At 43.4% G+C, this 23,531-nt stretch carries 16 protein-coding genes; 9 read left to right on the top strand and 7 right to left on the bottom strand.

The window, feature by feature from the left end; translation table 11 throughout:
- Positions 1 to 164: 164 nt before the first annotated feature.
- The 4 genes from HPS56_RS03890 to HPS56_RS03905 are packed head-to-tail and all read left to right on the top strand — an operon-like array spanning position 165 to position 2,453.
- The gene (locus HPS56_RS03890) at positions 165 to 782 is read left to right on the top strand and encodes an HAD family hydrolase (RefSeq protein WP_172274137.1); all 618 of its coding nucleotides are present in this window, start codon (positions 165 to 167) and stop codon (positions 780 to 782) included.
- Complete coding sequence (locus tag HPS56_RS03895) at positions 769 to 1,356, top strand: sugar O-acetyltransferase (RefSeq protein ID WP_172274140.1); 588 nt, start codon at positions 769 to 771, stop codon at positions 1,354 to 1,356. The genes HPS56_RS03890 and HPS56_RS03895 overlap by 14 nt, the downstream gene beginning before the upstream one ends.
- A gap of 6 nt (positions 1,357 to 1,362) precedes the next feature.
- Positions 1,363 to 2,004 (top strand): YiiX/YebB-like N1pC/P60 family cysteine hydrolase, encoded by a 642-nt coding sequence (locus HPS56_RS03900; protein WP_172274143.1) that lies wholly within the window; start codon positions 1,363 to 1,365, stop codon positions 2,002 to 2,004.
- 44 nt (positions 2,005 to 2,048) lie between these two features.
- Positions 2,049 to 2,453, top strand: a complete 405-nt coding sequence (locus HPS56_RS03905; protein ID WP_172274146.1) for a DUF4878 domain-containing protein — start codon at positions 2,049 to 2,051, stop codon at positions 2,451 to 2,453.
- 92 nt (positions 2,454 to 2,545) lie between these two features.
- Here the strand turns inward: HPS56_RS03905 and nifJ are convergent, their stop codons facing one another.
- Both nifJ and HPS56_RS03915 read right to left on the bottom strand, forming a co-directional pair.
- The gene (gene nifJ / locus HPS56_RS03910; protein WP_172274149.1) at positions 2,546 to 6,103 is read right to left on the bottom strand and encodes a pyruvate:ferredoxin (flavodoxin) oxidoreductase; all 3,558 of its coding nucleotides are present in this window, start codon (positions 6,101 to 6,103) and stop codon (positions 2,546 to 2,548) included.
- A 74-nt stretch (positions 6,104 to 6,177) separates the two neighbouring features.
- Positions 6,178 to 7,365 carry an ATP-binding protein gene (locus tag HPS56_RS03915; RefSeq protein WP_172274250.1) on the bottom strand — a complete coding sequence of 396 codons (1,188 nt, stop codon included), beginning with the start codon at positions 7,363 to 7,365 and terminating at the stop codon, positions 6,178 to 6,180.
- Between the two features lie 127 nt (positions 7,366 to 7,492).
- Here HPS56_RS03915 and HPS56_RS03920 point away from each other — a divergent pair, with 127 nt between their 5' ends.
- Entirely contained in the window at positions 7,493 to 8,584 is a 1,092-nt protein-coding gene (locus HPS56_RS03920) for a hypothetical protein (RefSeq protein WP_172274152.1), read from the top strand.
- Positions 8,581 to 10,230 carry a glycoside hydrolase family 43 protein gene (locus HPS56_RS03925; RefSeq protein WP_369800265.1) on the top strand — a complete coding sequence of 550 codons (1,650 nt, stop codon included), beginning with the start codon at positions 8,581 to 8,583 and terminating at the stop codon, positions 10,228 to 10,230. The genes HPS56_RS03920 and HPS56_RS03925 overlap by 4 nt, the downstream gene beginning before the upstream one ends.
- Positions 10,231 to 11,297: 1,067 nt before the next feature.
- Here the strand turns inward: HPS56_RS03925 and HPS56_RS03930 are convergent.
- The 3 genes from HPS56_RS03930 to HPS56_RS03940 all read right to left on the bottom strand — a co-directional run bounded on the left by HPS56_RS03930 (position 11,298) and on the right by HPS56_RS03940 (position 15,892).
- Entirely contained in the window at positions 11,298 to 13,973 is a 2,676-nt protein-coding gene (locus HPS56_RS03930; RefSeq protein ID WP_172274155.1) for a glycosyl hydrolase, read from the bottom strand.
- Between the two features lie 62 nt (positions 13,974 to 14,035).
- On the bottom strand, positions 14,036 to 15,274 hold the full coding sequence (locus HPS56_RS03935; protein ID WP_172274158.1) for a rhamnogalacturonan acetylesterase: 1,239 nt from the start codon (positions 15,272 to 15,274) through the stop codon (positions 14,036 to 14,038).
- A gap of 222 nt (positions 15,275 to 15,496) precedes the next feature.
- The gene (locus HPS56_RS03940) at positions 15,497 to 15,892 is read right to left on the bottom strand and encodes a DUF8479 domain-containing protein (protein WP_172274161.1); all 396 of its coding nucleotides are present in this window, start codon (positions 15,890 to 15,892) and stop codon (positions 15,497 to 15,499) included.
- Between the two features lie 182 nt (positions 15,893 to 16,074).
- On the opposite strand from HPS56_RS03940, the gene lepA reads away from it, so the two are divergent.
- From lepA to HPS56_RS03955, 3 genes are all read left to right on the top strand, one after another.
- Entirely contained in the window at positions 16,075 to 17,856 is a 1,782-nt protein-coding gene (gene lepA, locus HPS56_RS03945) for a translation elongation factor 4 (protein WP_172274164.1), read from the top strand.
- A 31-nt stretch (positions 17,857 to 17,887) separates the two neighbouring features.
- Positions 17,888 to 18,484: a Crp/Fnr family transcriptional regulator gene (locus tag HPS56_RS03950; protein ID WP_172274167.1), complete on the top strand. Its 597-nt coding sequence runs from the start codon at positions 17,888 to 17,890 to the stop codon at positions 18,482 to 18,484.
- A gap of 62 nt (positions 18,485 to 18,546) precedes the next feature.
- Positions 18,547 to 19,884: an NAD(P)-dependent oxidoreductase gene (locus HPS56_RS03955; RefSeq protein WP_172274170.1), complete on the top strand. Its 1,338-nt coding sequence runs from the start codon at positions 18,547 to 18,549 to the stop codon at positions 19,882 to 19,884.
- 22 nt (positions 19,885 to 19,906) lie between these two features.
- Here the strand turns inward: HPS56_RS03955 and HPS56_RS13270 are convergent, their stop codons facing one another.
- Together HPS56_RS13270 and rho are read right to left on the bottom strand one after the other, a co-directional pair.
- On the bottom strand, positions 19,907 to 21,490 hold the full coding sequence (locus tag HPS56_RS13270; RefSeq protein ID WP_253952375.1) for a GH25 family lysozyme: 1,584 nt from the start codon (positions 21,488 to 21,490) through the stop codon (positions 19,907 to 19,909).
- A gap of 22 nt (positions 21,491 to 21,512) precedes the next feature.
- Positions 21,513 to 23,519, bottom strand: coding sequence for a transcription termination factor Rho (gene rho, locus HPS56_RS03965; RefSeq protein WP_172274173.1), 2,007 nt, complete (start codon positions 23,517 to 23,519; stop codon positions 21,513 to 21,515).
- Between the last annotated feature and the right edge of the window lie 12 nt (positions 23,520 to 23,531).

A 23,531-nucleotide genomic window follows, 5' to 3' on the forward strand; every position in this document is an offset into this window, starting at 1 on the left:
TTTATACAAAGGTAATGCATATTATTAATAAAAGTGAATTTAGACATTATTTTTTTCAACTCAATGACTGTCATTCGGATTTATTATGTAACTTTGAAAAATAGGATATACAGATATATGATATGTAATTATATCTGTTGCGACATGTAATTAAAAACAATATTATGAAAGTAAAGAATCTTATATTTGATTTCGGCAAAGTGCTTGTGGATTATGATGTTATGTCGGTGATGCATACATTCTTCGGTGATAATAAAGAAGAGGAGGAAGCATTCAGCCAAACATTCATGTGTAAGAAATTCACAGATGAGTGTGATCTTGAGGAAATACCTTTTGAGCAAATAATAAGAAAGGCACAGCAGGAGCATCCGCGTTTCAGCGATGCGCTTCAATATTTTTATGACCATTATCTTGATTTTGTCATTGGAGAGATGCCGGGGATGAAGCCGTTGCTGGTGAAACTGAAGGAAAAAGGCTTCAAGCTTTATGGACTCACAAACTGGTGCAGTGAAGTGCATAAGGTTATGAAGAAGTATGATATATTTGATTTGCTTGACGGGTATGTTATTTCTTCTGAAGTGCATCTGTTGAAACCGAATCCCGCTATTTACAGGTATCTTTGCAACCGTTACGGTCTGAAGCCGGAGGAATGTCTTTTTGTTGACGATAACTATGCGAATGTATATGCGGCTAAAGATGTGGGAATGTATGCTGTGGCTTTTGTTGGTCCTGAGATTTATGAGATAGCGGTGAAAAATATATGTTTCAATGACAGAACTTGAAAAATGCATGGCGGGTGAAGTTTACGACTGTCATGATGAGGCGTTTCTTCAAATGAAGGCTGCAGCCGCCAAATGGGTGCAAAAATACAATTCTCTTCCATACGAGGAGCGGGCCGAGAGATATACAATGATAAAGGATTTTTTCGGTCGGGTTGGAAAAAACTGTTCTGTCGGTGATGGTTTCATCTGTGATTTTGGATGTAATATATATCTTGGAGACAATGTGTCTGTAAATTATCGTTGTACATTTATAGACTGTAATAATATAATAATAGGAAACAATGTGTTGATAGCTTCCGGTGTACAGATAAACACGGCCTCACATCCTACAGCATGGACCGACAGACGTAATGACGAGTTTGAGAAGAATCCGGGAGCTTATTTCTGTAAGACATTTGCAAAACCTGTGACTATAGGTGATTGTTGCTGGATTGGTGCAGGTGTCATAATCATTGGTGGAGTGTCTTTGGGAAAAAATGTCACTGTGGCGGCTGGAGCCGTTGTTACACAGTCCTTTCCTGATAATTGTCTGATTGGAGGAGTGCCGGCCAAAGTCATAAGGTATTTTAAATGACGGATTATGATGGAGTGCCGGTTAGTGTTGTTTATTCTTATATTGTTTGAGACTATTGTGTCCTGCGACAGTAAACAGCGTGAAGTCGGGAATGGTTGTGACGTATGGGTTGATTCTGTTTCGGGACTATTGCGTTCGGGAGATATATGTATGCGTCGCGGAACGGGAATCGCAAGTCATGTTGTCGTGCATTGCGGCGGAAAGTCTGAGGACTTCTCACATTGTGGCATTGTGGTGAAAGAAGCCGATGGCAATATTTATGTATGTCATGCTGTGCCGGATGAAGGTGAATCACCAGATGACAGTGACCGTGTGAGACTTGTTCCCATAAGTGATTTTTATGGAAAAGGCAAAGCTGTCAGGGGTGCGGTGTTCAGAGTTGCATGTTCTGACAGTATAGCCGGAGCAGCCGCATTGGCAGCAAAAGAAAAATGGCGTCTTAATGTTGCCTTCGACCACGCCTATAAATGGGATGACACGACACGGCTATATTGTACTCAGCTTGTGGCGATGGCTTATATGCGCTATGGAGTTGATTTGGTTGAGACGAGATGCAGATCGTTGAATGTTCCCGGTTTTTGTGGCGACTATGTTTTTCCGTCTGATATCGTGAGAAGCCGTTTGGTAGAAATGATGGCTGAGTATTGAGAGAATTATAAATAAAATACTTACAAATTTAAAAACAAAGAATTATGAAAAGAACTTTTGAAAATTTATTGTCGCTGGCTGTATTAATGTTGGTTATGGTTGCATGCGGAGCGTCCACAAGTTCGCCTAAGGGTGCGTTTGAATATTATGCAGAAGCATTTGTGAATGGTGATTATGAAACTTATGTTTCAGGGCTGGTTAATGAAAAAGGAGAGGCGATTGCCGATAAGGAGAAAGAGACTCTTAAATCTATATTGAAGGAAAAACAGGAAAAGAAAGAAGAAAAAATAAGGGAGATGAAAGTTTTGAATGAGACTGTCAGTGAGGATAAAAAAACAGCTGTTATTGATTATACTTTGATAATGGAAGACGGTACGGAAAATGAAGGTCAAAAGGCTACCATGGTAAAAGTAGGCAATGAATGGAAAATGGTTCTGGGAAGTAAGTGACGTGTTTTTATTGTCCGATCAGACCCAATATAGAGAAAGGGCCTTTTCAGCCATGCCGGCTGAAAAGGCCCTTTCTCTATATTGAAGTGTTGTTATACTTCTTCGCTCCAATCCATCTTGCTCATACGGACATAACTTTGATAACGTTTCTTAGCCATGTCTTCGCACGCCTTGAACAGGTCGGCTGCTTCGTTCGGATACTGTTTCATAACAGAAAGGAAGCGAACCTCACCCTTCAGATAATCTTGGAAGTTCTCCCATGCCGGAGCCTTGGAATCAAGCGAGAACGGATTCTTGCCTTCCTCTTCAAGAGCCGGGTTAAAGCGCCACAGATGCCAGTAACCGCAAGCTACGGCCGCAGCCTCTTCTGCCTGTGCCTTACCCATACCTTTCTTAAGGCCATGGTTGATACAAGGTGCGTATGCAATTATGATTGACGGACCCGGATAGGCCTCTGCTTCGCGGATGGCTTTCAGACACTGGCTTTGGTCTGCACCCATTGCAATCTGTGCTACATATACATAGCCGTATGTCGTGGCAATCATACCGAGATCCTTCTTGCGTACGCGCTTACCTGAAGCAGCGAACTTGGCTATGGCACCAAGAGGAGTGGCCTTTGAAGACTGACCGCCTGTGTTAGAATAAACCTCTGTGTCAAGAACCAGAATGTTTACATCCTCGCCTGATGCGATAACGTGGTCAAGACCACCGTAACCGATGTCGTAGGAAGCACCGTCACCACCGATAATCCACTGTGAGCGCTTAACAAGATAGTGGGCAAGTTCCTTCAGTTTTGCACATGCTGCACAACCGTTTTCCGCACCGGCCTCAATCATCGGCTTGAGCTTTTCTGCGGCAGCCTTGCTTGCGTCAGCATCATTCATGCCGTCAAGCCATTCCTGAGCGGCAGCCTTGAATTCAGCAGGAGTCTCTTCTGCTGCGATAGCACCGTTGAGGATTTCTGCAATGCGTGCGCGCATCTTCTTATTTGCCAATGTCATACCGAGACCAAACTCACAGAAGTCTTCAAACAGAGAGTTTGCCCATGCAGGACCCTGACCCTTGTCGTTTGTTGTATAAGGAGTTGAAGGAATTGAACCTGAGTAGATTGATGAACAGCCAGTTGCGTTGGCAACAATCTCACGGTCACCGAAGAGCTGTGAAATCAATTTAACGTAAGGTGTCTCACCGCAACCGGAGCATGCTCCTGAGAATTCAAACAGAGGTGTGGCGAACTGAGAGTTCTTCGGGCTCTGCTTGATGTCGATGAGATTCTGCTTGGTTTTAACGTTCTTAACGCAGTATTCCCAGTTTGCTGCCTCATCAAGCTCGCCTTCCAGCGGAACCATCTGAAGAGCCTTGCCGCCTGCCTTTGGATTACCGGGACAAACATCAACACAGTTGCCACAGCCAAGACAGTCCATAACACCTACCTGCATACGGAACTTCATACCCTTAAGCGCTGCCGGAGCCTTTATTTCAAGTGCTGTCGCATTCAGGCCGGCTGCTTCATTCTCGTCCATAACGAACGGACGGATGCAGGCATGAGGACAAACATAGGCACATTTGTTACACTGGATACAGTTTTCCGGTGTCCATGTCGGAACGAATGCCGCCACACCGCGCTTCTCGTATGCTGCTGTGCCCTGGGGCCATGTTCCGTCTTCGATGCCTTTGAATGCCGACACAGGAAGAAGGTCACCGTTTTGTGCATTGATAGGACGTACAACTTCATTGATGAATGCAGGATCGTTATTTTCGTTAGCTGCATCAGCCGGCAGGTTTGACCATGCCGCATCAACGGCAAGTTCTTTGTATTCGCCACCGCGGTCAACGGCTGCATAGTTCTTATCAACGACATCCTGACCCTTTTTGCCATAAGACTTGACGATGAACTTCTTCATCTGTTCAACGGCCAGGTCTACAGGTATCACGCCTGTAATGCGGAAGAATGCACTCTGAAGAATAGTGTTTGTGCGGTTGCCCAAACCGATTTCCTGTGCAATCTTTGTTGCGTTGATATAGTATACCTTTATATTGTTGTCTGCAAAATACTTCTTAACCTTATTGGGCAGGTTTGCAACCAATGTGTCGCCTTCCCAAATTGTGTTCAACAGGAAAGTTCCGTTCTTGCGTAATCCGCGTGTAACATCGTACATGTGCAGGTAAGCCTGAACGTGGCATGCGACGAAGTTAGGGGTGTTTACCAAATAGGTAGAGCGGATAGGAGTGTCACCAAAACGAAGGTGAGAGCATGTGAAACCGCCTGACTTCTTTGAGTCGTAAGAGAAGTAAGCCTGACAGTGCTTGTCTGTGTTGTCGCCAATAATCTTTACAGAGTTCTTGTTTGCGCCTACCGTACCGTCTGCACCGAGTCCGTAGAACTTGGCTTCGAACATACCTTCACCCCCGAGTGCGATTTCCTCTTTCTTGGGAAGTGATGTGAATGTAACATCATCTACTATACCGATAGTAAAGTGGTTTTTCGGTTCGTTGAGCGCAAGGTTTTCGTATACGGAAAGAATCTGTGCGGGAGTCGTGTCGTTAGAACCGAGACCATAGCGTCCGCCGACAATGAGAGGTGCGTTTTCAATGCCATAGAATGCCTCCTTGACGTCAAGATACAGAGGCTCGCCGTTTGCACCCGGCTCTTTTGTCCTGTCAAGAACAGCAATGCGTGTTGTTGTCTTTGGAACAGCGGCAAGCAGGTGCTTGACAGAGAACGGACGATAGAGGTGTACAGACACCAAACCTACTTTCTCGCCTTTTGCTGTCAGGTAGTCGATAGCCTCGCGTGCAGCCTCGCTGGCTGAACCCATAAGGATGATTACGCGGTCGGCATCCTCAGCGCCATAGTAGTTGAACAGTCCGTACTTACGGCCGGTAATCTCTGAAATCTTGTTCATGTATTCCTCCACGATAGCAGGAACTGTTTCGTAGAATGAATTGCAAGATTCACGGTGTGTGAAGAATGTGTCGGGATTTTCAGCCATACCGCGTGCAACAGGCTTCTCCGGTGTGAGGGCACGGTTGCGGAATTCAGACAGAGCTTCCTGGTCTACCAGTGGAGCGAGATCGTCGTTCTCTAACATTTCAATCTTCTGGATTTCATGCGATGTGCGGAAACCGTCAAAGAAGTTGAGGAAAGGAACGCGGCTCTTTATTGTTGCAAGATGTGCAACACCGGCAAGATCCATTACTTCCTGTACGGAGCCTTCTGCCAACATGGCAAATCCGGTCTGGCGGCATGACATGACATCCTGGTGGTCACCGAAGATACAAAGTGAGTGAGAAGCCAGTGTACGTGCTGAAACGTGGAATACGCAAGGCAGGAACTCACCGGCAATCTTATACATATTGGGTATCATGAGCAAAAGGCCCTGTGATGCTGTATAAGTTGAAGTCAGGGCACCAGCCTGTAAAGAACCGTGAACTGCACCTGCAGCACCGCCTTCAGACTGCATTTCCTGTACGAGAACGGTCTCGCCGAAAATGTTTTTACGTCCCTGCGCTGCCCATTCGTCTACATATTCTGCCATTGTAGACGACGGCGTGATAGGGTAGATGGCAGCCACTTCCGAGAACATATAAGAGATATGCGCTGCGGCCTGATTACCATCACAAGTGATAAACTTTTTTTCTTTAGCCATTTTTTGATATAAATTTAATGAATGAACTTATGTTTTTATGTAATCTAAGTTTCTGTTCTTATGCTTGACAGATGTCAGTACAGAAATCCGAACAGCCAAAGGGGGATGTGTCCCCCTTTGCTTATTTCGGTATTGTACTCTATAAATAATGTATCGGCAGAACACCGTGTCTTTCCCGGAGCCTGTGAGTCGATAATCTTGAATTTCATATTGTTGTCCACGGTATAAAAGTTTTCTTTGGCACTTTGGTTTACCGTGTGGTCTTTCCACATTGAGTTTACAAAGAATGTCTCCATCGTATCCTGCGTGTTTACTATGATTGGATATATTGCATAAATAAGATTGGAATTATGCAGCATTACCTTTGTAGGTTTTTTGGGAAAATCGTTGCCTGTGGGATAAATCAGATTTATTAACCTTGCGTCGGCAAGATATTTTATATAATTCATCACTGTCGCGCGGCTTGTCTCTATTTCATTTGCAATATTGCTGATATTTGGGGCGCAAGGACCTTCCACTGCGAGCTGATAGAACAGTTTCTTTATTTTTGTCAGGTATTTGAGTTCGATTTGCTTAATCAGTAGAATGTCGACCTCTGTCATCATGTTCATTGTTTTCAGGAGGTTTTCCGAATAATTCCTGTTTTCCTGATAGAAAGGATAAAAACCATGATGGAGATACTCTTGGAAATATTTGGCCGGGGATACTTTCGGAAGCACAGTCTTGATGATGCGGTTGTAATCTTTAAGAATCTCGTCAAGTGAATAGGGTTTGAAATTGTTTCCTGTTTGCAGATTGATGAATTCCCTGAACGAAAAGCCTCTGAGGTTATAGCTCTTTACTATTCCGTTGAGTTCTGGATTCTCTTCCTTCAGTCTCATTACGCTTGAACCGGTAAATACAATTTTCAGTCCCGGATATTCATCGTAGCATTTTCTTAAATCCGTGCTCCAATTGGGTTGTTTGAAGACTTGGTCTATCAGCAGAACTTTTCCGCCTTTATGATAAAATTCTCCGGCAAAGTCCGCAATGCCTCTTGCCTGAAAATAGAAGTTGTTCATATTTACATAGAGGCATTTCCTGTCGTCGTGATTGAAATTTTCCTTTGCGTATTGCAACAGAAACGTGGTTTTCCCGACACCTCTGGTTCCCTTGATGCCAATCATGCGGTCGTTCCAGTCTATCTCATCCATAAGGATGCGACGAACCGGTGCATTTGTGTGTTCAACCAGATAGCTGTGTGTTCTGAAGAAAGCCTCCATTATTGCCTTTTTCTTAGTTATTAGCTGCAAAGTTAGCAATTTCTTTGTAATTTGCAAACTCTGTATTGCAAAATATCAAAAAAAGTTAGTAATTTTGTAGCCAAACAAAGATTTCTGCATAATAACAATGATATTGCATATTTTTAATCCTGAGCACGATTTGGCCTTGGCCGGAAACAGAAACGGATTCACTGCTCCTCATGCCGCGCGTGCCCTGCGTTCTGATTTAGGGTATATTCCGGCCTTATGGGCTTCTCCCGGTGATTTCATACTGGTTGAAAACAAGGAATATGCGGATAAGGCGTTCAGAAAGCTAAATGCAAAATTAGGATATATAGGAAAAAGTGCGGAACGGAATTTTGTAAACTTTATAGAAGCGGATGAGTTATGCCGTTGCGATATTGAAGGCATAGATCCATGGGGGTGGGACACGGCATTATGCAATATGCTTTTGCGCAAAGGAATAGACAGGAAGTGGCTTCCCGGCCTTGAGATTCTTAGTTCCATCCGCATGCTTTCCCACCGTTCCGCTTCTGCAGGGATTTTGTCTGGATTGACGGATATTTACGGTACGATAGGAAAGTCTTCCGTTTGTGTTTCGGAAAAGGATATTGCCGGAAAGGTGGCGGAATATGGCCGGGCTGTCATAAAGGCTCCATGGAGCTGCAGCGGCCGTGGTGTACGTTTTGTCGACCGGCAGAGCTTTCCTGTTCTTTCTGGATGGATAAGGAATACTTTGAAAAAGCAGGATGCACTTATGGTAGAGCCTTATTATAGAAAGGTGAAAGATTTTGGCATGGAGTTTTTTTCTTATGGCGACGGAAGGGTCGGGTATTGCGGACTTTCTTTGTTTTGTGCGTCCAACGGTGCATATACAGGAAGCCTGCTCGCCACGGAGAATGTAAAGCTTGAGGTGTTGAAACGTTATATATCCGTTGACTTGCTTGATTCTGTCAGAAGGCGTATTTGTGAATTGCTCGGCAGACAGCTCGCCGGCTGTTATAGAGGTCCTTTGGGAATAGATATGATGGTGGTGAACAACGAAGCCGACGGCGGCTTTCTGCTTCATCCGTGCGTTGAAATCAATCTCCGCCGTACTATGGGACATGTTGCCCTGTCGCTGTCTCCGGATGATGATGACATCAGAAAAATAATGAGAATTACTATCCAAGATAATTACAGACTGAAAATTAACAATTTAACTACAAAAAAATTATGAAAAGACAATTTATTCTTTTGTGTGCGGCCATTCCCATGATGGCATGGGGGCAGTATCGCTCAAGTGTGTGGTGTCCGGATAATGGAGACGGCACTTACACCAATCCTGTGATTAATGCCGACTATAGCGATCCCGATGTTTGTGTCGGTGCGTCAGGAACAGACTTTTATCTTACTGCGAGTTCGTTCAATTGTGTTCCTGGGCTTCCTATTCTTCACTCGAAGGATCTTGTCAATTGGAAAATAATAGGTCATGCCCTGAAAGAGCTTACTCCGCACGAGGAGTTTGACAAAGCCTCGCATGGTAATGGTGTGTGGGCTCCGAGTATCCGCTATCATAACGGTGAGTATTACATTTACTGGGGTGATCCTGATTACGGTATATATATGGTGAAGACCAAAGACCCTGCCGGTGAATGGGATAAGCCTGTGCTTGTCGTTGCCGGTCAGGGCATGATAGACTCCACACCGCTTTGGGATGATGACGGCCGTTGCTATCTTGTGAACGGATGGGCGGGAAGCCGTTCCGGTATGAAAAGCATGCTTTCCGTGCGTGAGCTGAGTGCAGACGGCACACGTGCCATAACCAATCCTGTGATGGTATATGACGGAGGAAATGAGAACCGTACTGTTGAAGGTCCTAAATTCTACAAGCATGACGGTTGGTATTGGATTATGGCTCCGGCAGGAGGCGTGCCGACAGGATGGCAGTTGGCAATGCGTTCGAAGAGTCCGTTTGGCCCGTACGAGTGCAAGACGGTGATGGCTCAGGGAAAGACAGATATAAACGGTCCTCATCAGGGAGGGTGGATACGCACAGCCCAGGGAGAAGATTGGTTTATGAACTTTCAGGACAAGGGTCCTTATGGCCGTGTGGTGCATCTGAACCCTGTGAACTGGGTGAAAGGATGGCCGGTGATGGGTGTGGCAAAGAAAGGTGCTCTGTGCGGAGAGCCTGTCACAACATATAAGAAGCCAAATGTAGGTAAGACATACCCGATAGAGAATCCTGTTGAAAGTGACGAGTTCAACAGCGTGGAATTTGGAAAGCAGTGGCAGTGGCATGCAAACTACCAGCAGTATTTCGGTCAGACCACACCTTACGGCTACTATCGTATGTATACCCATCGTCTCAGTGAGAAATATGTAAATCTGTGGGAAGCTCCAAACCTTCTGTTGCAGAAAACACCGGCGGATGCGTTCACGGCAACGGCAAAAATAAATTTTGCGGCAAAGCAGGAAGGCCAGTTCGGAGGTTTGATAATGATGGGCCGCTCTTACAGTGCCTTGGTTGTGAAGAAGGTAGGTGAGGTTTTCCAGCTTCAGCAGCTTATATGCAATAAGGCCGACGGCAATAAGCCGGAAACGGTAAAGGTGCTTGCCGAGCTTAAGCCTACGTCAAAAGACAAGGTTAACTACGACCCTGCCATTTATATAGACATTTATTTGCGTCTGACTGTCAAGGAAGGGGCAAAGATGACATTTGCTTACAGCAAGGATGGAAAGAAATTCACTGATGTGGGTGAGGAGTTCCAGATGCGCGAAGGTAAATGGATAGGTGCTAAATTCGGCTTCCTGGCAGAAGAGCCGGCAGGTAAAGGCGTTAGAGGATATATGGATATAGACTGGATAAGGGTGACCAAGTAAGAAGTTATTTATTGAAAGGTTAAAAGAAGCAGGGACATGCTATATGAAATGTTCCCTGCTTTTTTATTTTAGATTTTCAACGGTTTTGACCGGTTATTGATTTTTTTTGAAATCTATTTACATCTTGGGATATATATATAATTCTCTTTCAATGAATGGCATGTTCATCGTCAATGAATGGCATGTTCATCAAGCGTGAATGGCCTGTTCTCTGTTGATGAATAGGCCATTCATTTTTAGCATACTTTTGATGGTTGATAAGATGCTGTGTATCAGGTGTTTATGAGATTGAGAAAAATGGGGGGGGGAATCTTACTGATGATATTGTGTGAATTTTTATTACATATTTAACGTGCGCATATATGTTTCAGTCGGGACGGATGCTGCAAGGAGACTTTTTTTGCCGGATGTCCGTATTGTCTGTAATGATGAAATAGGCGAGGTGGATATTTCATTGTGTCATTTGTATGTGTACACGTTGTATGGGATAAAATAAAGAAGAGGATGCGTATTTAATAAATACCGGCATCCTCTTCTTTTATAATTAACAATTGTCCAAACGTATTTTTTAATTTGTATATACTATTATTACAGCTATTCCCATTAGGATCGCTATGATAGCCATGGTATAGAATAATACTTTTGAGATGATTTTTCTCCGTCTGATAGCATTTAGACTATCGCGTTTGAACCTTGAGGCGTCATCATGTCTGTGACGATGGTGACGGTGTTTGCTATTGTCTCTCATATAATAAACTACAAATAAAAATCGCTATGCTTATACCGATTACAAAATTACTAATTTTTTCCCGTATTGCAGGTGGGTTATTGCAAGTTTTTTCATGTTGAAAGTAAAAAATGCATTAAAATACGTTCATAAATGTGATTCTATTATGAGAATGTCATGAAAACAGCGGGAGTGTTTTTTATGTATGGCTGTTACCGTTTGTTTTGAATCATTTTATATGGAGTATGTTTTTCCGTTATTGCAAGGTCAAGGCCAAATAAAGAGGGCAGGCCTCGTTTCTTTGAGCCTGCCCTTCGTATTGCTTTAAAAGAAGAAATCTTCAGCGTGCATCTATGATTTTATGTAAGGTGACATTGGAATTCAGTCCGCTTTCCACTGGTTTCCATTGGTCATATTTTGTTTTCTTGTACTTTATGTCTACAATATTTATTTCGTTGAACTTTCTCCATTCTATGCCTTTTCTGTCCATGGCGGCAATACGGTTTGCCGGGAGGTTGGTCACTTCTATTTTTATTTCATTGTCACCGGCCTTGAAAGCGTTCCGGCATTCCAGTGTGAATGGAACAGACCATGCGCATCCGATAAACTTCCCGTTTATGTATACTCTTGCGCTTTCCCTGACATCGCCCAAGTCCATCATCCAGTTTGCGGCGGCATCTTGTTTGTTCATCTTGATTTTAGTTGTATACACTCCGGTGCCCATTGTTTCTTTCACGTTGTCATCGTCAAGTGTTTCCCATGTTCTGACGGAGTCGAGAGTCCATGTTTTCGTCACCTCAGGAGCAGAGTTTATAAAACTCAGGTTCCATTTTCCGTCAAGTGTGCGCGTGTCTTCAGGGGCTTTCGACACTGTGCCTCTTGGCTTACATCCGTTCTGGCAGTTGGCGGTGTTTTGGCAACTGCTGTTGTGTGGAATCAGGTTGTCGAATGTCTGCAGTATCATCGACTCACCACTTCTGAGGTTTATCTTTATACCGTTATTATCGAATTCAGCCTTGTATCTTTCACCGTTTAACGGGTTGAACCATCTTGCATCCTTCATGTCAACGCTCAGCGGTATTGTGGCGTTTATATCCTCCGGTGTAAGGTTGGCAATGAAATAATGATATCCGGTACTGTTCTTTCTTCTTATCATTTTAAGCCCGTAGCGGCTCTTCATCATTTCCGGTTTGGCGGCAGATGCCATTTCCGCCGGCCTTATCCCATATATGATCTTGGCTCCCTGTGATTTCAGGCTGTTTATGTGAGCCTTCACATTATCCGGCATGTTTCCGCTTCCGGGAATTATAAGTGCCTTGTATCTTGTTCCGGCAGCGGTCTGTAGCATACCGTCTGTGAATGTTGTTCCAAGAATATACTTTTCACTTATATAGTCGCAGTCAAATCCCTCCTTGTCTATCTCTATTATGCTCTTGATAAACTCCGGAGCCTTTTTGTCCATAGAGTGTATGGCAAACATCATCAGCAGGGACTTTTCACCTTGCCCGCTTCTTGCGGCCCACATGTCACGTACAGGCAGCATTACAAGGAAGTCGTTGTCGGGCTGTCCGAACTGCAGGAAACTCTGGCATCTTTCTATATACTTCATGAAGTAGGGCGCGTCGCGCCAGATGCTGTTCGTCGGGCTCATGTCTATTGAAGCATAGAATTTCCATCCCGGCCATTGGTCGTTTTTCGGTGAGTATGTCGTTCCATGGAAGTAGATGTTGTTCACTCCGCAGCAGAACATCAGGTCAAGATCCGGCTTGCATTGTGACAATGATGTCCGGAAGTGTTCGGTAAGCCATGTGAATGTCTCGCTGCTTGTGAATGGCTTGCCGTTGATGTGTGCGGCAGACGATGCGTATTTGAGCATAGACACGTCGCTGTCGTTCTTTCTTGTAAAGCTTGTGTCCCTTCTCAATCCTTTGATGCCGAACTCAGACAAGCCGAATCCCTCAATTTCGGGAATATCTACCGCAGAGTAAATGTCGATGAGGTTGGCTGGTGAGCCGTGCGACTGGTTTCTTGTCTTTGCACCATGTTTGTGTGCCCATGCCGTCCACTGTTCCACGAAGTTCTCAAGAAGCAGTTCCCCAAGTGTCTCCCTGTAGTCAACAAGAGTCTTGTTTCCTTTTTCCGCTTTCTTTCCAAGTAGTTCGGGAAGGTGTTCTTCCAATTTATAGCCCCTTCTTTTCTCGAACTCTTCAAACAGTGTCGGGGTCCAGTTCGCCTGATACACTTCATAAGAATCATTGAAGAAAGTATGAGGGTATGGGGTCTTTGTGTCAGCAAAGGCTTTTTCGAATCGGGCCAGATAGTTCGTCACGGCTTTTTTGTCGAAATGGTCGATCACGTATCCTTGTCCTCCAGGTGCGGCTCTTTTTACCTGTTGTCTTGTTCTTGAACAGTATGCAGCTATTATTTTATAGTTGGTTTTCTTATCTGCTTTTTTCCATATCACCCTTCCGTCTTCTGTCGCAAGGTCGGTAAGGTCTGTGCATCCCCCGTCATAATAGGCCATCAGTCTGCTAAGCTTGGCAAACTTTTTCTCTTTTTCGTCTTTTATGCTGATGTCTGTTCCGCTACGCAATTCCTTGCCGGTAGCATCGGCCTCAACGCATACAAGTTTTGCGGCAGCCTCTTCTATCGTAACATCGGGACCACCGAACGGCCATCCTGTACCGGTATTCATATCTATAAGAATATTGTTCCTGGCACCTTCGCTTTCTACAAATCTCAAGGCATTCATCCATGGTGCGGAAAGAAACTCCAGTTCGTTTGCGCTATTTCCTTTCACACCGTATATCGGTGTTATTTCAAGGGCACCGATGCCGGTTCGTGCATATTCTTCCATGTTCCATTGAAGGTCTGCGTTGTTTACTGCAGAGCCAAGCCACCACCATCTGGCTCCTGGTTTTGCCTCAGGTAATGGAGCAGGCCAATTCTGTGCCGTAGCACTTCCGGCAATAAGCATCATTGCCATTAGTGTCTTTATTCTGTTGTTATATTTCATTCTTGTCTGTTTTGTATTTGTTTAATAATCGATAGTATTGATACTTCTTTAAGTAGATGCAATCAGTTGCCGTCGGGTTTAATCAGGTTTGCATTCTTTGCCGGTGCCCATTTGAATGTTTTCCAGTCGTCGGGTTTCTTCGGGTCGTAGTCTTTGAAGTCTGGCCTTAAATCTTTCAGCAATGGCAGGTTAAGCTTTTTCATACCCATAACAACCATTTTCGCAACCTCGTATGCACCGAAAGTATTGAAATGTGTGTTGTCTGCAAGTTCTTTTTCTTGTCCTGGGAATGTATTTGCAGGATAGTGTACGAGGGTGCGCTTGCTATCCTCATATCCAAGGGTCTCGAACAGTTCTCTTGTCATTTGGTGAAGGTCTATTACCGGCACATTTTCCCTTCTTGCTACGTCTTCCATTGCTGCCGGATAATCACCGTGGGTTTCTTTTATAATTTTGTTATTGTTTTCGAAAGCCCTCCTCTGTGTGGGAGTGCAGAAAATGATGGTGGCACCTTTAGACCTTACTTTGTCGATGAAGATTTTCAAATTATGCTGGAAGTTATACCATGCTCCCGAGCCCGGGGATTTTTCTTTTTGGTCGTTGTGTCCGAATTCACAAATGACATAGTCTCCTTTTTTTAATGTAGTCATAATTTTGTCCAAACGGTTTTGGGCAAGGAAAGAACCTGCCGTCAAACCGCTTTCCGCATGGTTGGATATTGCAATGTTGCCATTAAACCATCTTGTGATCATTTGTCCCCAACTTGCCCATGGCTCGTTGTTCTGGTCCACTACCGTTGAGTTTCCACATAAATATACTGTAGGACAGTTGTCGTCTTTCTCTATATGTATACTTTGAACGGCAGGTGCGGAACCGTTGAACTCAAGTGTCAGCTTATCATCCCAATTAAGATAGTCTTTTTCTCTTGTCTTGATTCTTACCCTTTTGGTGTCGTCGATTTTCGGTGAACGTTTGTTTACCACAAACTCATAAGTTTCGGTCTGCCCTTTCTTTGTGTTTGCATTTTCCACCATAAGCCTTCTGCCTTCTGCTCTTACGGTAGTGTTTCCTGCTTTTTTCTTAGACCCTAAAACAACTTTTACTTTATAGTTTCCATCGGGTACTTTTACTGAGAAATAGAATGGTTCGTTTGATTTTTTTCCCGGAGCAGGCAATAAGTCATAGCCGTATCCGGCGGCATCGTTGTATACCGGCAACTCTTTGGTCATGTCGTAATCGAATGTTTGTGCATTAGCTGCCAACGGCATTGTCAATGCCATGATACATAGAATTTTTTTCATTGTTTAGTTGTTTTTAGTTTTATTGATTATTGTCGTATTTCCATCAAATGGTGTCACTTCCGTTCTATATGTCTTTGTTTTTCATTTGCAAATGTACTGTTAAATATTCAATAAACAAAATAACCTACGGACAAATTTGCCTGAAGCGGCATAAATGTCGTAGGTGATATATTTAAAAAGAAATCAATGGACAAAACATTTTGCCATGCTTTTATTCTGCTGTTATTTCTTTTCGTAGTCTTTTTTTGTCACAATGGTATTGAACAGTATTTCTTTTGGATTTTTCTTTGACCTGTAGGTGTATTCAAAAGAATATCCGTTTTCTTTATAGATAAGTGAGGACGTGGAGTTTCTGATTTCCTTGACAAGTAATTCTCTTGGGTTTGCCTTGGATATCAGACTGGCATTGTCTGCCATTCCGGATAATGTGTAATGATAATGTATCGTATGTGTTTTCCTGTCAAATGTTATACTATCTATGAAAGTGTTCTCGGCAATTTCTGCAGGACATTTCTTTTTCGTGTATTCTTTGAGTTCTTTTTCGCAGCGGTCTTCGAGTGACTCCTGGCAGGAGGGGAACAGACACATTGCCGCAATAATTAATACTAAATTCTTCATTATGACTTAATGCTTGATAATATAAAACAGGTTGCAAAAATACAAAAAGAATTTATTAATTCCTAAGAAATGAGACTGAAAATCACTTGATGTATATCAAATATCTATGAAGATATATCTTATTTCACTTTGCATTATGTCTTATTTTTTATATCTTTGCACTGTAAATCAAAGTGAATATAATGAATCATATAAGAAATTTCTGCATAATAGCACATATAGACCATGGAAAGTCGACATTGGCGGACAGGTTGCTGGAATATACAAAGACTATACAGGTAACGGAAGGCCAGATGCTTGATAACATGGATTTGGAGCGTGAGCGCGGCATAACAATAAAAAGCCATGCCATTCAGATGGAATATATGTATAATGGTGAGAATTATATTCTGAATCTCATTGACACGCCCGGACATGTGGATTTCTCGTATGAGGTGTCTCGAAGCATTGCAGCCTGCGAGGGGGCGTTGCTCGTGGTTGATGCCACACAGGGAGTTCAGGCTCAGACGATATCAAACCTTTATATGGCGATAGACCATAATCTTGAGATTATACCCGTTATCAATAAGATTGATATGCCAAGTGCCATGCCTGATGAGGTGGAAGACGAGATTATTGACCTTATTGGCTGTGAGCGTTCGGATATAATCCGTGCCAGTGGAAAAACCGGGGAGGGTGTTGAGGATATTCTCAATGCCGTTGTCGCGAGGATACCGCATCCGCAGGGAGATGAAAGGGCTCCGTTGCAGGCTTTGATTTTTGATTCGGTATTTAATTCTTTCCGTGGCATAATAGCATATTTTAAAATAGAGAACGGTACTATACGGAAAGGGGACAAGGTCAAGTTCTTCAATACCGGCATGGAGTATGTGGCAGATGAAGTGGGGGTTCTTAAGATGGATATGATACCCTGTGGAGAGTTGTCGACAGGAAATGTCGGATATATAATAAGCGGTATAAAAGACAGTAAGGAAGTGAAGGTAGGTGATACTATCACACATGTGGCACGGCCATGCGAAAAAGCTATCGAGGGCTTTCAGGAGGTTAAGCCGATGGTGTTTGCCGGTGTCTATCCCATAGATCCGTCAGAGTATGAGAATCTTCGCGCTTCTTTGGAAAAGCTTCAATTGAACGATGCGTCGCTGACATTCTCACCGGAGTCGTCGATAGCTCTTGGCTTCGGATTCCGTTGCGGTTTCCTGGGATTATTGCACATGGAGATTGTACAGGAGCGTTTGGACCGCGAGTTCAACATGGATGTGATAACTACGGTTCCTAATGTTTCGTATATGTGCTATGACAAACAAGGCGGTGAAAAAGAAGTGCATAACCCGTCCGGCCTTCCGGAGCAGACGATGATAGACCATATAGAGGAACCTTATATACGCGCATCAATAATTACTGCCGCCGATTATATCGGGCCTATAATGACATTATGCCTCGACAAGCGTGGTGAACTTATAGACCAACAGTATGTAAGCGGTAACCGTGTTGAGTTGCATTTCATGCTGCCGTTAGGCGAGATCGTCATTGATTTCTATGATAAGCTGAAGAGCATATCAAAAGGATATGCATCATTTGATTATCATATAGACTGTTTCCGTCCGTCAAAACTTGCAAAGCTGGATATTCTGTTGAACGGTGAACCGGTGGATGCCTTGTCCACGCTTACACATCAGGATAACGCAGTCGTATTTGGCAGAAGGATGTGTGAGAAACTTAAAGAGCTGATTCCACGGCAGCAATTCGACATAGCCATTCAGGCGGCCATAGGGGCAAAGATTGTTGCGCGTGAAACTATTAAGTGTGTTCGTAAGGATGTTACGGCAAAATGCTATGGAGGTGATGTAAGCCGTAAGCGCAAACTCCTTGAAAAGCAGAAGAAAGGAAAGAAGCGCATGAAGCAGATTGGAAACGTGGAGGTTCCGCAAAAGGCATTCCTCGCTGTATTGAAACTTGACTGATAATTGAAATAACTAAAATCCCATTTATAAAATGCCTAACATTGCAATTTCAACAAGAGATGTTGCCAGAGAACTGGCACGCCGTTACAGCACAATGACTCATGAGGAGTTGGATGTGTTGGAGAATTTACTTATACCGATGCGTTTTCAGAAAGGAGAAATCATTCTGAAGGCAGGAGATACGTGTACGTGTATATATTGGATTGTGAAAGGAATGGTAAGGCAGTTTTATTATAAGAACGGCAAGGAACTTACAGAACACATGGCTACAGAGAATAATATTGTGATGTGTATAGAGAGCTTGTTCAAGGAAGAGCCTACGTGTCTTCAGATAATGGCTCTTGAGCCGACATTGCTGTTTATAATGCCGCGTAAGATGTTGGAGCAGGTCGCGATGAGAAGTGTGAACATTCAGATATTATATAGAAAGATACTGGAGGAGTCCTTGATACAAAGTCAGATACATGCTGATATGCTTAGGTTTGAGACTGCTCATGACAGATATGCGAAATTGGTAAAGCGTCAGCCACAATTGGTACTTCGTGCACCATTAGTGTATATTGCAAGTTATCTTCAGATGACACCCGAAACGTTGAGCCGTGTCAGGAATGCCTCCGCACAGGATTGAACAAATGGTCTTGTAAGTAATCTACGGATGTTTTTCATTATAATGAATCGGAAAAAGATTGTATGATAGCAAAAGATAACAAGTCATTCCAAGTCGTTCGCGAAGGATTTACGATAAAGGAAGCGATCGATGAGGCTAAGAGATGTCTTAATTGTAAAGTGCCGCAATGTAAAAAAGGATGTCCTATAGAGAATGATATCCCTGATTTCGTCCACGCCTTGTCTATGGGAGATATGGGTAAGGCAATGAGTATAATAAATGGAAAGAGTAATCTTCCTGCAATATGCGGCCGGGTATGTCCTCATGAAAAACAATGTGAAGGTCATTGTGTTCTTGCAAAGAAAGGCAAAGGTATTGAGATAGGAAGGTTGGAGCAGTTTGTTGCGGACTTTGATGCTGACATGGGACTTATACGTGAGCGTCTGCCACATAAGACGCGTGGGCGTGTTGCGGTAATAGGTTCCGGACCGGCAGGTCTTACTGTAGCAGGTGATCTTGCGCGTATGGGATTTAATGTCACTATATATGACTGTCAGGAGGAGCCTGGCGGAGTCCTGATGTTTGGAATACCGGAGTATAGGCTTCCTAAAGCGGTAGTAAGAAAGGAAATAAAGAAGATAGAGGCTCTTGGAGTCGGTTTTGTGCAAAACTGCATGGTCGGACGTAATAATGTGACTATAGACAGTCTTTTTGCTGAAGGATATGATGCGATATTTATAGGCACGGGTACGTCAATACCTCAGAATATGGATGGAGTGCCTGGTGCAAAACTTCCTGGGGTCAATCAGTCGACTTATCTTCTTCATTGCGTAAACAGTTTTAATGAAGGCGCCATAGACCGCGACATGATTCCTTTGCGCAAAGGCGAGAGAGTGGGGGTCATAGGAGGTGGAAATGTGGCGATGGATGCCGCCCGTACGGCAATCCGTCTGGGAGCCGATGTGACGGTTCTTTATCGTAAGACGCGTGAAGACATGCCGGCTATGGCAAGTGAATATGATGATGCTGTTTCTGAAGGGGTGAAATTCCTGTGGGAGACGGCTGCGGTTGAATTCATTCCTGGTGAAGACGGCAGATTAAAATCCGTACGTCTGAACACTCCCGACGGGGAACGTGTGGAGGATTTTGCCAGAATATATTTGGCCATAGGTTCGAAGCCTGCCAATCGTATTGTATCAACGACAGAAGGTATCGATGTGGATGAAAAGGGATATGTAATAGTTACAGATCGTCCTGTAGGCATGACAACACGTCGTGGGGTTTTTGCCGGTGGAGATGTCGTTCACCGACCTCAGACCGTTGTACTTGCAATGAAGGCGGCAAAGGAAGTGGCTGTCGGTATTGCACAATATGTTGATGCGATAAAGCTTCTTGAAGATTGTCGCATAAGGATAGAGTAATGATATGTCTGACAAGTTTTCATTATTTTGAAAACTTGTCAAACTGTTCTTGGAACCCGTTAAATATGTTGATGTCCACATCACCGTGTATACCTTTTACACGGCCGTCCTGACACAGTTGCCAGTAAACCAACCGTACGTCCGGTTTATATTCTCCATATCTTGCAATCCATATATCGTAATTTTGTTTGATATCCGGTGCGTAATTCAGGTATCTGTTGATAAACAACTGGTTTACATACAAGATTGGCTTTATTCCGGTGCGACGTTCCACGATATTCATCCATATCCTTATTTTTGAGAAAAGAGCGTCCGGACCTCCGTTATTTGCGATTTGCTGTTGGGTAGGTTCTACGTCAAGTACAGGCGGAAGGTCACCTTTGTTTATCCTGCTGTGTTTCAGAAAGTATGCTGCCTGCGACTGCGGACTGCTCCTTAGAGAGAAAAAATGATAAGTTCCGCATCTTATACCATGCTTTCTTGCCTGTTGATAGTCAGACAGGTAGAAGCGGTTTTTTATAGATGTACCCTCTGTACTTTTTATGTATATGAAACTTACGGGATAGTCGACGTCTCCTTTTATTGTTTTGCGTGAACTTCCCAAGTGGGTTATTCTTAGTTTTTTCCAGTCTATAGGATATATTTTTTTTCCTTTTACATGCTGGTGCCTGGATATGTCTATTCCGTATATGCGTTCGGATGTATAGGTGATGCGCTCACCTTTATATATATCGTTTTTCCATTCACCGGCCATGAGCTTATGCGGAGTTGACATGACTCCAAATCCGTTTCTCAAACCGTTTTCCCAGTGCCCTTCATACCAATCGGTAGAACTGCTGCTGTGGAATATTCCATGTCCCTCGGGAATTCCGTATTTATTGATACTTCCTTCGTAAACTCCATTGTCCGTTATTATTATGCCGTTAGACAATGTGTCGCCATTCCATTCACCGAAGATTTTTCCCGAACATTTATATGTGGATATTCCTCTGCCGTTTTTTGCCATTCTCAGCCAAAGTCCGTTTTGCCATATTCCTCCCATACTTTCATAGAAAGTGCTTGATGATTGGCTGAGGGTATTCAATTTGTATTTGGCTATGTGCTGAAGGCTGATATTGTCAGATGCCTGTATTCTTTTAAGTACACAGTTGAAACTGTCAAGTCTTGCTATTGCAGTGCCTGTTTTTTCGTAATGGCGGGATACTATATCATATCCTTCATCCTGAACGTTATGCACGTTAATATAATACTCCAACTCGTTCTGTGCAGACGACAGTTCGTTACGTTTTCTTTCTATATACTTTATGTTTTTGGAAATATAGTCTTTTAGAAAACGGGAGTCTGTTCTTATTACGGGTGAATGAAGAATATTGTTGTGTGAGAAATCTATTCTTGTGAAGGCAGAGTCTGATTTTACTCCGTCAAAGCATAGAAGCCGTTTGTTATTTATGTAAATAGCATTATAAAAATTGGAATCAACGTATTCCAAAGGTCTGCTTTTTCGCATTATATACCACCATGGCAGCAGACATGTGAGAATAGTCGCTGCCATGATGGTAGTAAATGTATAAAAAGTACTTTTCTTTATTGTGATATATTCTTTCATTTCAAGATGATGCCATTTATGTTCAGGCGTTCATCGAAAGGAGAAATTCCTCGTTGCTGTGTGTTTGTATGAGTCTGTCGCGTACTGTATTCATTGCTTCTATTGGTGTCATTTCAGTAAGGAACTTTCTCAATATCCATGTTCGGTTGAGTGTTGTTGAATCAAGCAGCAGGTCGTCGCGTCTTGTACTTGACTGCACGATATTTACTGCAGGGAATATTCGTTTGTTGCTTAGAGTCCTGTCAAGTTGTAATTCCATATTGCCGGTTCCCTTGAACTCTTCGAAAATGACTTCGTCCATTTTTGAACCGGTGTCAATAAGTGCTGTTGCGATTATTGTCAGCGAGCCTCCGTTTTCAATATTTCTTGCTGCTCCGAAGAATCTTTTCGGTTTCTGGAGCGCATTTGCGTCCACACCGCCTGTGAGAACTTTTCCACTTGCAGGACTGACGGTGTTATAAGCTCTGGCAAGACGTGTTATGGAGTCAAGGAATATCACAACGTCGTGACCGCATTCGACCATGCGCTTTGCTTTCTCAAGAACAATTCCTGCAATTTTAACGTGACGGTCTGCCGGTTCATCAAATGTTGAGGCTATAACCTCCGCATTGACAGTACGGCTCATGTCTGTTACCTCTTCAGGGCGTTCGTCTATCAGTAACATCATCAAGTATGCTTCCGGATGATTGGCGGCTATGGCGTTTGCAATATCCTTCATTAAGATGGTCTTTCCGGTTTTAGGCTGAGCAACGATTAGCGCACGTTGTCCCTTGCCTATGGGTGAGAACAGGTCAACGATTCTTGTGCTTGGATTTGTTGTGGCCTTATCACCGCACAATATGAATTTTTCTTCAGGGAAGAGGGGCGTAAGATGTTCAAATGATGTTCTGTCCCTGACTTCCGAAGGATGCCGGCCGTTAATAGAATTAATATTACTAAGTGCAAAGTATTTTTCATTGTCGTGAGGTGGTCTTACCGTACAGTCTACCACATCCCCGGTTTTTAAGCCATATTTCTTGACTTGTTGCGGTGAGACGTAAATATCATCCGGTGATGATAGATAATTGTAATCACTTGAGCGTAAGAAACCATAACCGTCTGAAAGAACCTCTATGACTCCGTTTCCGTTTATTATGTCAGAGAAATCAAAAATGCTTTTAGGCGTTACAGCCAGCTGCGTTTTGCTTTGATGGACTTCTGTCGGCTGGCGTTGTGATGTGATAGGACGGTCGAATATGTCAAGTGTAGGCATTGCTCCCTGGTCCTCAATCGGAAGATCTACAACGGAAATGAAATCTGTGCCGTCTCCCGGATCTCCTTCCCATATTCCTTCTGGCGTTGTACCATAGTTGGTGGGTTGGGTAGGGGGAAGGAACATGTTTGCTGCTTGTTGTGCGGATATTTCGGAATCAATGGATGCGACATTCGCTTCGTCATTGTCTGTCGCGTTTCCTGAGTTTATTATAAGCGGTTCATTTTTTAATACAGAGTTGAATTCTGCTTCAGGTACATCCATAAATTCATTGTCATTCTCCTTGGGGGCTGTACCATTTTCTGTTATGTCAGAGAAATCATTATTGCTCTGTATGGCTTCTTCGTCAAGATTGCTCTCCATGCTTTTTATTTCAGCAAGTTTCTTTGCATCTTCGGCTGCCTTTATTGCTTCTAACTCTGCTTTTGATTTTCTTCCTCTATGTTTGGGGAATACCGGAATCTCGTTTTGTGGGGTTTCTGTTGTTGTCGTGTTTTCCTGCTCTTGATTGTCCTTGGCTAACTTGTTATTCTTCAAATCAAAATTCTCACCTTCGGATCCTTTTACGGTATAGACTTTATCTGTTTCTTTCTTTACTATTCTTGTTCTTTTCCTTTTGGTGGAGCTGTTTGCTGCAGAATCTTCTGCCGCTTTGTCTAAAATGGCATAGACAACACTCTCAAAATCGTCGTCCTGTGAAACTTTAATACCTAATTGTTCAGCGATGCCCATAAGCTGTGGAATATCCATCGCCTCTAATATTTCTTTTGTGTACATACTATGTATGAT

This window comes from Xylanibacter muris (assembly GCF_013166605.1).
GTDB lineage: Bacteria > Bacteroidota > Bacteroidia > Bacteroidales > Bacteroidaceae > Prevotella > Prevotella muris.

Excerpts from the sequence above, each read along its gene's own strand:
- lepA (WP_172274164.1), top strand. The coding sequence starts at position 16,075 with ATGAATCATATAAGAAATTTCTGCATAATAGCACATATAGACCATGGA.
- HPS56_RS03950 (WP_172274167.1), top strand. The coding sequence starts at position 17,888 with ATGCCTAACATTGCAATTTCAACAAGAGATGTTGCCAGAGAACTGGCA.
- HPS56_RS03925 (WP_369800265.1), top strand. The coding sequence starts at position 8,581 with ATGAAAAGACAATTTATTCTTTTGTGTGCGGCCATTCCCATGATGGCA.
- HPS56_RS03955 (WP_172274170.1), top strand. The coding sequence starts at position 18,547 with ATGATAGCAAAAGATAACAAGTCATTCCAAGTCGTTCGCGAAGGATTT.
- HPS56_RS03900 (WP_172274143.1), top strand. The coding sequence starts at position 1,363 with ATGATGGAGTGCCGGTTAGTGTTGTTTATTCTTATATTGTTTGAGACT.
- HPS56_RS03930 (WP_172274155.1), bottom strand. The coding sequence starts at position 13,973 with ATGAAATATAACAACAGAATAAAGACACTAATGGCAATGATGCTTATT.
- HPS56_RS03940 (WP_172274161.1), bottom strand. The coding sequence starts at position 15,892 with ATGAAGAATTTAGTATTAATTATTGCGGCAATGTGTCTGTTCCCCTCC.
- HPS56_RS03895 (WP_172274140.1), top strand. The coding sequence starts at position 769 with ATGACAGAACTTGAAAAATGCATGGCGGGTGAAGTTTACGACTGTCAT.
- nifJ (WP_172274149.1), bottom strand. The coding sequence starts at position 6,103 with ATGGCTAAAGAAAAAAAGTTTATCACTTGTGATGGTAATCAGGCCGCA.
- HPS56_RS03920 (WP_172274152.1), top strand. The coding sequence starts at position 7,493 with ATGATATTGCATATTTTTAATCCTGAGCACGATTTGGCCTTGGCCGGA.
- HPS56_RS03905 (WP_172274146.1), top strand. The coding sequence starts at position 2,049 with ATGAAAAGAACTTTTGAAAATTTATTGTCGCTGGCTGTATTAATGTTG.
- rho (WP_172274173.1), bottom strand. The coding sequence starts at position 23,519 with ATGTACACAAAAGAAATATTAGAGGCGATGGATATTCCACAGCTTATG.
- HPS56_RS13270 (WP_253952375.1), bottom strand. The coding sequence starts at position 21,490 with ATGAAAGAATATATCACAATAAAGAAAAGTACTTTTTATACATTTACT.
- HPS56_RS03915 (WP_172274250.1), bottom strand. The coding sequence starts at position 7,365 with ATGGAGGCTTTCTTCAGAACACACAGCTATCTGGTTGAACACACAAAT.
- HPS56_RS03890 (WP_172274137.1), top strand. The coding sequence starts at position 165 with ATGAAAGTAAAGAATCTTATATTTGATTTCGGCAAAGTGCTTGTGGAT.
- HPS56_RS03935 (WP_172274158.1), bottom strand. The coding sequence starts at position 15,274 with ATGAAAAAAATTCTATGTATCATGGCATTGACAATGCCGTTGGCAGCT.